The sequence below is a fragment of the Methylomonas sp. MED-D genome (genome assembly GCF_050276835.1).
In the GTDB taxonomy this organism is placed as follows: domain Bacteria; phylum Pseudomonadota; class Gammaproteobacteria; order Methylococcales; family Methylomonadaceae; genus Methylomonas; species Methylomonas koyamae_A.
Genome location: NZ_CP189965.1, coordinates 456,192 through 468,988 on the forward strand (window position 1 = coordinate 456,192; position 12,797 = coordinate 468,988).

Consider the following 12,797-nt stretch of genomic DNA (forward strand, 5'->3'; position numbering starts at 1 on the left):
GCCAAAATCCCTCAATGTTGAAATTCGATCCCATCCAGGCTCTGTCGTGTTTCGCTCGACAAGCCGGGAGCTTCGACCGTGACTAGCTCTCGCGATCCCCGACCAACCGGCGCGGAACTCAGGCTCCGCAATTTGAACGACGGTACCACGACTCGCGACTTGTCGCCGCGGCCATTACCGGTCGGCGTCAAGTCGGCCAAACCCGGCGCTAGCCTTAAGTCTCCCCGCGTCCGCGTCGCGAAATCCGCGCCACCGACGCTCAAGCAGGGCCAGCAAGGCGACGACGTTCGCCGCCTGCAACGATTACTTAATGCCTGTCTGAAGCCCAGTCCGCAGTTGGACGATGGCATTTTTAATTTGGCCACGCTGCAAGCCGTGCGGCAATTTCAAACCGGCGTTGGCCTGACCGCCGACGGCATTGTCGGCATCGACACCTGGTTTTATTTGTTCAAGGGCGAATCGGTTCAAGGCGCGGCGTTGGCGGCGCCCAAGCCGGTTGCTCCCGGCAACGTGACGGCCGTATCGGCGGTGCCGGTCAAGCCCGGCGTCGCGGACTGGCCGCTGGCCGATAAATTTGCCGAGGTACTGCGCCGCACCTTGCCGTTGTTGCCGGCCGGTGTGCGCGGCGAATTCGAGGCGATGATCAGCCCGCAAAATTTGGGGATTACCGCCGGTGTATTGGTGGTTTGGGCGGGCTCCCATGCGTTTGGCGTCGGCGAGGTGGTCGATGTCGTGATGCTGATCGGCGGCGCGTTTTTCCTGGGAATGGCGGTATTCGACGTGGCGGCCGATATTGGCGACTTCTTGACGTTGACGATAGACGCCGGCAGCGACCGCGAACTCGACGAAGCCGCCCGCCATCTCGCGAGCGTGATCGCGGTAATCGGCGTCGCGGCGTTCTTTGCGCTGTTGGCGAAGGTGCGGGCCATGAAAGGACGCAAGGCCCAGGCGAGGGTGTCGGCGTCCGAGTCGCCCGGCAACGCCGTCACGCCCTCGGAAGCCGCACGCGGATCGGGCGGTACCGGCAACGCGAAGAGCCGAAGCCCAGCGCCACCGGCCGATGCGAATTCAGGACCGCCGACATCTAATCAGACGGCCAATACTCCGAGCAATTTATGCAAGAAAGAAGGTTGCCCGATTAGCATGGTCACCGGCGAGGAAATGCTGGAAAAGGTCGACTTTACCTGGGAAGGTCCGCTACCTCTCGACTGGCGACGGTTTTACCGTAGCGGCCAGTCCGACATCGACCGGCAACTGGGTTACGGTTGGCTGACGCCGCTGGACGAATGGCTGGAAATCGGCCAACGCGCAACCTTTTGCAATGCCGACGGCCAACGCATCGATTTGCCGCTGCCAGCGGTGGGTGGCTACAGCATCAATCTGCCGGAACAATTGCGCTTGTACCGGGAAAATGATCATTTTCGCCTGGTCGAGCAAAGCGGATTGGCGAAAACCTTCACCGGTCGGTCTGGCCGTTGCCCTCTGCGGGCCTGGCACAACAGCCAAGGCCAAAGCCTGTATTTTCATCGCGACGCCAACGGTGATGTCGAGCGCATCTCCTCTAGCTGGAACAAACATTTACTGTTCGAGCGCCAAGGCCGGCGCATTGTCGGGATTCGTCCCGGCAAACGACACGGAAGCGGATTCGCAGCGGCCGGCGAGCCGCTGGTGAGCTATCGGTATAGCGACGCAGGCGATTTAATCGGTGCTCGCGACCGGCTCGAGCAAGGCGAAACCTACGCCTATCGCAATCATGTCATCGCCCGCCGTACTCTGGCTAGCGGCTTTAACTTTTATTTCGAATGGGATCAAGACACGCCGCAAGGCAAATGTCTGCACAACTGGGGCCATAACGGAATCTACGATTACCGCTTCGAATGGTTGCCGGATGGCGTCAGTCATGCCATCGACTCGCGCGGCGGCGTCGCGATTTATCGGCACGATCCGCAAGGCCTGTTGCTTTCCGAGCGTAGCCCGGAAGGCCGGGAAACCCGCCACAGTTACAATGCCGATAACCAACTGGCGCAAACCGTGGCGCCGGACGGCGGTATCACGCGTTTTAGTTACGATAAGGAAGGCCGCTTGACCGGTGTCTCCGATGCGCTGGGTTTTAGTCAGCGCGTCAAGTACGACAAACAAGGCAACCCGGTCGAGTTAATCGACGCCTTGGATCAACGTTGGCTGCGCCGCTACGACGCCAGCGGTCGTTTGGAAGAAACCGTCGCCGCCAACGGCGCGGTCACCCAATACCAATACAATGCTCAAGGCGTACCGGTACGCATCACCGATGCACTGGGCCGGACTCGCTCGTTGTTGTGGGACGAACAGTTACGCCTGATCGGCGAGATCGGCTTCGACGGCATCAAGACCCGCTACCAATACGACGATGACGATCGAGTCGTCGCCATCGTCGATCAAGACAAACGCACCACGCGTTATGGCTACGATGCCGCAGGTCGGGTCACGGCCGTGCAACACGCGGACGGCAGCACCGTGCAATTGCGCTACAACGCCGCCGGCTTGTTGACCCATTACATCGACGGCCTCGGCAACACCACCGAATATCGCTACGACGACGGCCTCTCCCAACCCACCGCCCGCATCGATCCGCTGGGCCATGAAATGCGTTATCGCTACGACAGCGAACGCAATCTGATCGGCCTGATCAACCCGAAAGGCGAAACCTACAGCATCAACTACGACCGCGACGAAAACCTCATCGAAGAAATCGGCTTCGACGGCCGTATCCAGCGTTACCGCTACAACGCCGCCGGTGCGCTGGAAGCCTACCTGCAACCCGGCGCCGACGGCGATTGGAGCGTCACCCGCTTCGAACGCGACCGTCTCGGCCGGCTGCTAAAAAAGCATGCCGCCGACGGCCGCCTGACTCAATACGGCTACGATCCGCTGGGCCGCTTGCAACTGGCCAAAAATGCCGACAGCCTGGTGCTGTTGGGGTACAACGCCCTGGGTCAGATCAACCAGGAAAACCAGAACGGTGCCATCGTCCGCCACAAATACGACCTGCTGGGCCGGCGCATCCACACCGAAACCCCGGACCGGCATCGCATCGACTACCGTTTCGGCGAGCGCTACCTGGACAGCATCGAATTCGACGGACAAACCCTCACCAGCCACCGTTACGACGAATTGGGCCGGGAAATCGGCCGTAGCCAAGGCCAGCTCAACACCGACTACGACTACGATCCGCTGGGGCGTTTGTTGCGGCAACGCGCCGCGCTCAAAGGCCAAGCGGTGCTCATCCGTCGCCAGTACAACTACGATGCGGCCGGTAAGCTCCGCGAACTGGACGACCTGCGCCAGGGCCGCAGCCAATACCACTACGATCCCGCCGCCCGGCTGATCCGCAGCGAAGGCCTTAGCCCGGAAAGCTTCGTCCACGATCCGGCCGGCAACCTGCTGGGCGCCAGTGCGGAAGGCGGCCGAATCGAAGGCGACCGCTTGCTGATGATGGGCGACCGGCACTACAGCTACGACGCCGCCGGCAACCTGATCGAAGAAAAACGCGGCAAGGCCGGCCAAATCGTCACCCGCTACCAGTACGATAGCGACAACCGCCTGATCCGCGCCGAAACCCCGCAAGGCGCCGCCCAATACCGCTACGACGCCCTGGGCCGGCGCATTGCCAAACACACCGCGCAAGGCGAAACCCGTTTTCAATACGACGGCCCGCGCCTGCTCGCAGAAACCGATAGCCAGCGCAGCCGTATCTACCTATTCGAACCCGGCAGCTTCCGGCCCTTGTTGCTGCACGAACAGGACAACACCCAAGCCAGCGGCACCACCTACCACTACCACCTGGATCATCTCGGCACCCCTAGGGAGTTGACCGACGGTCAAGGCCACATCGTCTGGTCTGCCCGCTACCGCGCCTACGGCAACCTAGCCCTGGCAGATATTGAGGAAATCGACAATCCGCTACGCTTTCAAGGCCAGTACTACGACGCCGAAACCGGTTTGCATTACAACCTGAACCGGTATTACGATCCGAATGCTGGAAGGTTTATTCATCAGGATCCGATTGGGTTGGAGGGTGGCACTAACGTTTACCGGTATGCGCCTAATCCTTTGAATTGGGTTGATCCTTTAGGCCTAGTTAATTTAAACACCAACTCGGCAACGGGAAATTTTGGAGTTTATGAAATTCAGATTGATGATGTGCTTTACAAATATGGGAAAGCTGACTTGAGTAGGGTAACGCAAAGCTCCGGCCTCCCTACTAGGTTGCATCAGCAAGTTGTAAAATTGGGAAAACAAAACCCCGATTCTGAGGTGGTTGGTAGAGTTATTGATAAAGGTATGTCTACGACAAAAGAGGCAAAGGCCGTGGAGACTAAGAAATTACAAGAGTATTTTGATCAGACTGGTAATATACCGGAAGGTAATAAGAAAAGCTTTAAGCCGACAAAAACTAAGGATTGTTGAAGCAATGAATATATCTACATGTCAAGTTTATCCGGAAGTTGATGTCAGTTATAAAATTCCTAGTTTTCTTATGAAAGAGTTGCGTAAAGGATTAAACTCCTTGGGTAAGGAAATAACTTCTTTTAAGGAAAAATTCAAAGGACAAGATTTTGAGCTTGGCATTGTTATTTCGGCAACGCGTGAAAAAGATAAGCCTTTAGTCATGGGGCCTACATTTTTTAATCGATATAGGCGTGTTGATTTTGTATTACATATTCCTTATAAAAAATTCGATAGCTCTTATGATGAGTTTTCTTATATTGTCGAAAACCTGCGAAGTGGATTGGTGAGTATTTTTGACAAATATAGTGAGGATAGCTCTGGTATAAATGAAGTCTTGCAGGGTATATTGGAAATGGCGCCGCATCCCTAAATCGGAATAGCCCGAATAGAAAGTGTTAGCGTCAGCGTAATCGCAGGCCTGGAAGTGTACTGATTCGCTGCAAAGTCCTGAATCAGAAAGTTTCGTCCTCGCTGGGCCGGCAACCTGATCGAAGAAAAGCGCGGCAAGGCCGGCCAAATTGTCACCCGCTACCAATACGACAGCGACAATCGCCTGATCTGCGCGGAAACCCCGCAAGGGACCGCCCGGTACCGCTACGACGCCCTGGGCCGGCGCATCGCCAAACACACCGCGCAAGGCGAAGCCCGTTTTCAATACGACTGCCCGCGCCTGCTGGCGGAAACCGATAGCCAGCGCAGCCGTACCTATTTATTCGAACCCGACTGCTTCCGGCCCTTGGCGCTGCACGAGCAGGACAACACCCAAGCCAGCGGCACTGTCTACCACTACCACCTGGACCATCTCGGCACGCCTAGGGAACTGACCAACAACCAAGGCCACATCGTCTGGTCCGCCCGCTACCGCGCCTACGGCAACCTCCCTGGCAGCCGTCGAAGCCATCGACAACCCGCTACGTATCCAAGGCAAGTATTGCGACCAAGAAACCGGTTTGCAGGACACGCTTACGCGGATGGGGTTTTGCCGGCGCGGCGGATATTCGAAACCGATCCGTCTGTATCGCTCCGAGAGCCGACTCGTAACGTGTTTTACGGTTAAAATACCTGTTCTGTTTTCAATGCAAGCTGATCCGACACACCTCATGGACAAAACCTATTCCCCGCACGCGATCGAACAACGCTGGTACCAACATTGGGAAGACAGCGGCTATTTTGCCGCCAAGCGCGAAGGCGCATCGTATTGCATCATGATTCCGCCGCCCAACGTCACCGGCAGCTTGCACATGGGGCATGCGTTTCAGGACACCATTATGGACGCCTTGACTCGCTACCACCGGATGAAGGGTTGTAACGCGTTGTGGCAGCCGGGTACCGACCATGCCGGTATCGCCACGCAAATGGTGGTGGAGCGCATCATCAACGCCGACGGCAAGACCCGCCACGATTACGGTCGCGACGCCTTCATCGAAAAAGTCTGGGAATGGAAGGAACAATCCGGTGGCACCATCACCCGCCAATTGCGGCGGATGGGTTCGTCGCTGGATTGGGAAAAAGAACGCTTCACGATGGACGACGGCATGTCCGCCGCCGTGCAGGAAGTGTTTATCAAGTTGTACGAAGAAGGCTTGATCTATCGCGGTAAGCGTCTGGTGAACTGGGATCCGGTGTTGCACACCGCCGTCTCCGATCTGGAAGTATTGTCGGAAGAAGAAGCCGGCTCAATGTGGCACATGCGCTATCCGCTGTCCAACGGCACCGGTTATTTGATCGTAGCGACCACGCGCCCGGAAACCCTGCTCGGCGATGCGGCGGTGGCGGTGCATCCGGACGACGACCGTTACAAACATTTGATCGGCGAGTTGGTGGAACTGCCGCTGACCGGCCGCTTGATCCCGATCATCGCCGACGATTATGTCGATCCCGAATTCGGTACCGGTTGCGTCAAGATTACCCCGGCCCACGACTTTAACGACTACGAAGTCTGGTCGCGGCACAAGCAAATGACCGTCATCGCCGACCAGCCGCACGGCGGCTTGATCAACATCTTCACCGTCGACGCGGCGATCAGAGCCAACGATGATGGTTTTGCAATCCTTCCGGAAGCTTACGTCGGCCTGGACCGCTTCGAAGCCCGCAAATGCATCGTGGCCGATCTGGACGCCCAAGGCCTGCTGGAAAAAATCGCCGATCATAAGTTGATGGTGCCGCGTGGCGACCGCACCGGCGCGGTGATCGAACCGTTTTTGACCAATCAGTGGTACGTCAAAATCGCACCATTAGCCAAGCCGGCCATCGAAGCCGTCGAAACCGGCGCGATCAAATTCGTGCCGGACAATTGGAAAAACACTTATTTCGAGTGGATGCGCAATATCCAGGATTGGTGTATCTCCCGGCAAATCTGGTGGGGCCACCGCATTCCGGCCTGGTACGACGATAAGGGCAATACATACGTCGGCCATAACGAAGCCGAAATTCGCGCCAAGCACGGTTTGGCCGCCGATTACCCGCTGTTCCAAGACGAAGACGTGCTGGATACCTGGTTCTCGTCCGCGTTGTGGCCGTTCTCGACGCTGGGCTGGCCGGACAAAACCCCTGAGCTGGCCGCCCATTATCCGACCAGCGTGTTGGTGACCGGTTTTGACATCATCTTCTTCTGGGTGGCGCGGATGATTATGATGGGTCTGAAGTTCATGGGCGACGTACCGTTCAAGGAAGTCTACATCCACGGTCTGGTGCGCGATGCCGAAGGCCAGAAGATGTCCAAGTCCAAGGGCAACGTACTCGACCCGATCGACATCATCGACGGTATCGAACTGGATGCCTTGGTCGAAAAACGCGTGTCGGGCATGATGCAACCGCATCTGGCCAAGAAAATCGAGCAAGCCACCCGCAAACAATTTCCGGACGGCATTCCGTCCTACGGCACCGACGCCTTGCGCTTTACCTTCGCTTCGCTAGCATCCACCGGTCGCGACATTCGCTTCGATTTGCAGCGCACCGAAGGCTACCGCAACTTCTGCAACAAGCTGTGGAACGCGGCGCGTTACGTGTTGATGAACACTGAAGAGCAAGATAACGGCGTCGATTGCGCCGAGTGCCGCTACAGCCAGGCGGATTTGTGGATTTTGTCGCGGTTGAACAAAACGATAGCCGCAACCACGGATGCCATCGACAGCTACCGCTTCGATCTGGCCGCGCAAGCGATCTACGAGTTTACCTGGAACGAATACTGCGACTGGTATCTGGAGCTGGCGAAAATCTCGTTGCAAAGCGACGATGCGCTATTGCAGCGTGGTACCCGGCAGACCCTGGTCAGGGTGCTGGAGACCGTGTTGCGCTTGGCGCACCCGATCATGCCGTTCATCACCGAGGAAATCTGGCAACGCGTAGCGCCGTTGGCCGGTGTCACCGCCGCGACCATCATGTTGCAATCCTATCCGGAAACGGATGCCGAAGCGGTTAACGCCGCCGCCGAAACTCAGGTGCAATGGGCGATGGCCTTCATTCTCGGCATCCGCCGTATCCGCGGTGAAATGAACATCGCACCGGGCAAGCCGCTGAACGTGTTGCTGCAAAACGGCTCCGTCACCGACCAAGCCAACCTCAAAGAGCTGGAAAGCTATTTGCTGAAACTGGGTCGCCTGGAAAACATCACTTGGCTGAACGCCGGCGATAACGCGCCGGAATCGGCGATTGCGCTGGTCGGCGATATGAAAATCCTGATCCCGATGGCCGGCTTGATCGACAAGGACGCCGAACTGGCAAGACTGGATAAAGAAATCCAGCGCATCGAAAAAGAACTGCCGCGCATCGAAGGCAAATTAGGCAACGCCGCCTTCGTCGACAAGGCGCCTGCCGACGTGATTGCCAAGGAACGGGAAAAACTGGCCGGTTTGCAATCATCATTAACGAATCTGAAGGAACAGTACGCGAAGATCAACGCGCTGTAGCGGATGCCCGGCAACATGCCAACGCCGCCTAAAACCCTGGACGAATGGGCCGAAATGCTCCGAGTCCAGGAAATGCCGATCTTTTCCAATACCGCCAGTCATATCTACGCTTATCTGGACGATCGTAATAAGGGGGCGATGGAGTTGGCTGCCATCATCCTGCAAGATCCCAACTTGACCGCGAAATTGCTCAAGGTCGGCAATAGCCCTTATTACAACCCGTCCAAGCAGAAAATGAACACGATCTCGCGCGCCATCGTGGTGCTGGGCGCCGAGGTGATTCGCGAACTGACTTTGGCCTGTTCGTTTTTCGAAGCGATATTGACGTCGTCCAACAAGGAGCGCGCCAACCGGGAAATCGCGTTGGCGCTGCATGCCGCCGTGCAGGCGCGGGAGTTGGCGGTCATCGTCGGCGATACTTCGCCGGAGGAAGTGTTCATCGCGGCGCTGTTGCACAACATTGGTCACATTGCGTTTTGGTGTTCGAATAATCCGCAGGCGCGCAAAATTCACGAATTGATCGAGCGTAGCGGTTTGCGGTCGAGTGAAGCGGAAAAGCAGGTGCTGGGCTTTTCATTACGCGATTTGGGCAAGCGCCTGGGCAAGTCCTGGCACTTAGGTGGACTGATAGAGGAGGCGATGAGCCGGCCGGAGGCGGCCGATTCGCGCATTCGTGCCGTAACGATGGGGCATAAGATCTGCGAAGCCTTGAAAGCCGGCGGCGATTCGGCATCGATGCGCGATTGTCTGAGTAAACTGGCCGGCATGACCGGTAAAACCACCGACGAACTTAGCGAACGCATCGAGAAAAGCACTCGGCAAGCGATACAGATTGCCCGCCAGTTCGGCGCCAACGATGCGTCGCGCTTTATCGGCGGCGGGTTGGCGGTCGCCAGGGTCGCCGACGAAGAAGCCGACGCCAAGCCTGACAAGAAACAACTGCAAATTCAAATTTTGCAAGACATCAGCAGCCACATCAGCGGCGCCATTGATTTGAACGTGTTGTTTCAGATGGTCTTGGAAGGCATACACCGCGGCGTCGAAATGGATAGAACGCTGTTTATGTTGCTGACGCCGGACAAGCACACTCTGAAGGAGAAGTTTTCGCTGGGATGGCAAAAGCCGGTCGGCGGCGAGAAAATCCAAGTGCACAACGGCGAAGCCCAGGCCAATTTGCTGTTCGGCGCGCTGAATCAATCCGAAGGCGTCTGGCAGTATCCGGATCAACAGCCCACCTTGTACACGGCGCAAATCGTCGAGCGTATCGGTCGCCATCCGTGCTTTGTCTTTCCGGTCCATGCCGAAAACAAAGCCATAGGCTTGATTTATTGCGACCGTTCGATTAATGGACTACCCTTATCCGGCGAAGATTTTACCGCCGCCAAGCACTTCGCCAAACAGGCTCATATCGGCCTTACGCTTTATCGGATGAAAGCCCATTAGCGAATGAACAGTCCAATACTCAGCAACTTGCGCGTCTTTCTGGTCGAGCCTTCCCACACTCAGCAGCACATTATTGTTCAGTATCTCAACCGTTGCGATATTCACGATATCGACATGATAGGCAGCGGTGCCGAGCTGTTCGAACGCCTGCGTCAGGAACGGCCGGATTTAATCATCAGCGCGATGTATTTACCGGATATGACCGGGGTCGAACTGGTTCACGAACTGCGGCAGGACTCGGCGTCCTACGAAATGGCTTTCTTGCTGATTTCCAGCGAAACCAACATCAAGTACTTGGAACCGATCCGGCAGGCCGGCGCGATTGCCATATTGCCCAAACCGTTCACGCTGCAAGCCTTGTCAACGGCTTTGCATTCGACGCTGGATTATGTCCATCCGGAAAAAGCGGCGTTGGAACATCTCGATATCGAGGACTTGCGAGTATTGCTGGTGGACGACAGCGAGTTCTCGTTGAAATATCTGACCAAGGTTTTCAACAACATCGGCATCGATCAAATCAGCACCGCGACCGACGGTCGTGAAGCGCTGGACTTGTTCAACCAGCAATATTTCGATTTGATCGTTACCGATCTGAACATGCCGGACATGGATGGCTTGCAGCTCGTCGATCATGTCCGCAAGCATCCGGAGCGCGGTAGCGTGCCGATTCTGATGGTCACCAGCGAGCAAAACCAGAATCGGCTCGCCGCCATTGAAAAATCGGAGGTTTCGGCAATACTGGACAAGCCGTTCGAGCCAATGTCGATAAAACGCCTACTGATCAATTTGCTGAATTAGATCGCGCATTTGGCGGCCGCGCCTTTGCGGAGGGCGTGGCATCAAATAATAACATTACAAATTTCTAGGCATTTTCAGCCTTCAGGCACGGTCAAATGAAACCAGCGATCACCCCGATCAATCAAGAACGCAAACTTGCCGAAGACGACTTTATCGTTTCCAAGACCGATACGGCGGGACGCATCACCTATGCCAACCGGATCTTCATGGAAATCGCCGGCTACCCCGAGCAAGAATTACTCGGGGTGCAGCACAACATCATCCGTCATCCCGAGATGCCGCGCGGCGTATTCCGGTTTATGTGGAATACCTTAAAAGCCGGCAACGAATTCTTTGGGTTCGCCAAAAACCTGTGCTCCGATGGTAGCTTTTATTGGGTTTTTGCCAATATCACGCCGGATTACGACAAGAATGGCAAATTGCAGGGTTACTATTCCGTGCGCCGTAATCCGCCGCGTTCGGCGCTCGAGGCGTTGATCCCAGTATACCAAGCGATGTTGGCGATCGAGAAAGCCAGTTCCGTAAAGGACGCTCCGGACAAATCGTTGGAATATCTACTGGATTTCGTTCAACAAACCGGTGCGAAGAATTATGACAGCCTGGTTCTGAGCCTCTACAAACCGCACGGAGTTTAAGTCATGAAGAAAAGGGCCAATTCCAACGCGAATATTCCGTTTCTGCGTACTCGCCTCAATTTTGCGGTAGCGATTATCCTGGTTTCGTCGATCGGACTTTTTCTCTACCACCTGCTTAGCGACGGATTCTCGATAGTCACGCTCGGTTTGACGCTGCCTTTACCGGCGGTGGCTTACTATCTTTGGAAAACCGGCAAGCAAAGTTTGACGGTGCTGGAACGGATAGAAGACGTGTTGCGACTGACCAATAACGGCGAACTTTATCATCGCGTCACTCAAGTCCACGGCATGGGTGAAATCGGTAAGGTGGCCTGGGAGTTGAATGAAGCGCTGGATTTGATGGAAGCCTATTTCAAGGAAGTCAACTCCTGCTTCAAACATTCGGCGGAAGGCAATCACGGTCGTTACGCGTTGGTGGATGGCTTTCCGGGCCTGTTGAAGCAGTCGGCGGTTAGCGTTAACGACGCTATCAAACACATGCGGGAAAACGAGCGCTTGATGATTCGGCGGCGCTTGTCCGCTGGACTGCATGCCTTGAATACCACTAACTTGCTGGGCAATCTGAAGGGCAATCAAAGCGATTTGCTCAATATCACCGAACAGCTGGAAAAGGTCGAGATCATTGCCGCCGACACCGGCCGCAATGCCGATGCCAGCTTGTCGACCGTCGAAACCATCAGCGGGTCGCTGACCGACATCAACGCCAACGTCCACTCGGTGTCGGAAGTGATCGGCGCCTTGATCGCCGATAGCAAGAAAATCACCGAATCGCTGTCAATGATTACCGGCATTGCCGATCAAACCAACTTGTTGGCGCTGAACGCCTCTATCGAAGCCGCGCGTGCCGGCGAGCACGGTCGAGGCTTCGCGGTGGTGGCCGACGAAGTGAAGAATTTGTCCGAGCATACCAAGAATGCCGCGCTGGAGGTGTCGAAAACTTTGAACGCCTTCAACAAGCGGGTGCAACAGATGCACGCTGAAGCCGAAAATTCGGCAGGCCTGTCCCAGCAAATTCTCGAGCAGGTCAGCGCGTTTCGTCACCAATTCTCGAATCTGTCCGAATCCGCCAAGGCTTCCGTTGGCTACATAGCTTATGCCAAGGATAAATCTTTCGGGCTACTGACCAAGCTCGATCATATCGTTTACAAGCAAAACGGCTACATTTCGATCGAAGCCGCTGGAGAGTGTCCGCAGCAGCAAGCCATACTGGTCGACCATCACAATTGCCGTTTGGGCAAGTGGTATTACGAGGGCATGGGCCATCAAAGCTTCCGGACCACCCAGGCCTACGCGAAACTGTCGTTGCCGCACGGCGATGTCCATGACGCAACGCAAGCCGCTTTCAAAATTTCCAGGGATCGCTGGATGGAAGATCCCAGGCTACTCGACGAAATTATCAATCAAATGCGCCGAGCCGAGGACGCCAGCGCCATCGTGATGCAATGCATAGATGAAATGGTTCGCGAAAAACACGTCGACGATAAATATTAAAAAACCGTTGAGGCTTGCGAGAAAACTCGGCGGG

At 56.0% G+C, this 12,797-nt stretch carries 8 protein-coding genes; all 8 read left to right on the forward strand.

The genetic code is table 11. The features are described from left to right. The first annotated feature begins 78 nt into the window (after positions 1-78). Positions 79-4,446 carry an RHS repeat-associated core domain-containing protein gene (locus ACQE3E_RS01970; RefSeq protein ID WP_427501184.1) on the forward strand — a complete coding sequence of 1,456 codons (4,368 nt, stop codon included), beginning with the start codon at positions 79-81 and terminating at the stop codon, positions 4,444-4,446. A gap of 4 nt (positions 4,447-4,450) precedes the next feature. Beyond that, positions 4,451-4,858 (forward strand): hypothetical protein, encoded by a 408-nt coding sequence (locus ACQE3E_RS01975; protein ID WP_157197912.1) that lies wholly within the window; start codon positions 4,451-4,453, stop codon positions 4,856-4,858. 366 nt (positions 4,859-5,224) lie between these two features. Continuing rightward, the gene (locus tag ACQE3E_RS01980) at positions 5,225-5,545 is read left to right on the forward strand and encodes an RHS domain-containing protein (RefSeq protein WP_427501185.1); all 321 of its coding nucleotides are present in this window, start codon (positions 5,225-5,227) and stop codon (positions 5,543-5,545) included. Positions 5,546-5,588: 43 nt separating this feature from the next. Continuing rightward, positions 5,589-8,396 carry a valine--tRNA ligase gene (locus tag ACQE3E_RS01985; protein WP_427501186.1) on the forward strand — a complete coding sequence of 936 codons (2,808 nt, stop codon included), beginning with the start codon at positions 5,589-5,591 and terminating at the stop codon, positions 8,394-8,396. A gap of 15 nt (positions 8,397-8,411) precedes the next feature. After that, on the forward strand, positions 8,412-9,839 hold the full coding sequence (locus tag ACQE3E_RS01990; RefSeq protein ID WP_427501187.1) for an HDOD domain-containing protein: 1,428 nt from the start codon (positions 8,412-8,414) through the stop codon (positions 9,837-9,839). 3 nt (positions 9,840-9,842) lie between these two features. Beyond that, a complete protein-coding gene (locus ACQE3E_RS01995) occupies positions 9,843-10,637 on the forward strand; it encodes a response regulator (RefSeq protein WP_064029959.1) in 795 nt (264 codons plus the stop codon). A 95-nt stretch (positions 10,638-10,732) separates the two neighbouring features. After that, positions 10,733-11,272: a PAS domain-containing protein gene (locus ACQE3E_RS02000; RefSeq protein WP_064029957.1), complete on the forward strand. Its 540-nt coding sequence runs from the start codon at positions 10,733-10,735 to the stop codon at positions 11,270-11,272. A gap of 3 nt (positions 11,273-11,275) precedes the next feature. Continuing rightward, the gene (locus ACQE3E_RS02005; RefSeq protein ID WP_064029955.1) at positions 11,276-12,763 is read left to right on the forward strand and encodes a methyl-accepting chemotaxis protein; all 1,488 of its coding nucleotides are present in this window, start codon (positions 11,276-11,278) and stop codon (positions 12,761-12,763) included. Positions 12,764-12,797 lie beyond the last annotated feature (34 nt).

Bases quoted from the DNA above. Each gene is read 5' to 3' on its own strand.
- ACQE3E_RS01975 (WP_157197912.1), top strand. From the start codon at position 4,451: ATGAATATATCTACATGTCAAGTTTATCCGGAAGTTGATGTCAGTTAT.
- ACQE3E_RS01985 (WP_427501186.1), top strand. From the start codon at position 5,589: ATGGACAAAACCTATTCCCCGCACGCGATCGAACAACGCTGGTACCAA.
- ACQE3E_RS01990 (WP_427501187.1), top strand. From the start codon at position 8,412: ATGCCAACGCCGCCTAAAACCCTGGACGAATGGGCCGAAATGCTCCGA.
- ACQE3E_RS01995 (WP_064029959.1), top strand. From the start codon at position 9,843: ATGAACAGTCCAATACTCAGCAACTTGCGCGTCTTTCTGGTCGAGCCT.
- ACQE3E_RS02000 (WP_064029957.1), top strand. From the start codon at position 10,733: ATGAAACCAGCGATCACCCCGATCAATCAAGAACGCAAACTTGCCGAA.
- ACQE3E_RS02005 (WP_064029955.1), top strand. From the start codon at position 11,276: ATGAAGAAAAGGGCCAATTCCAACGCGAATATTCCGTTTCTGCGTACT.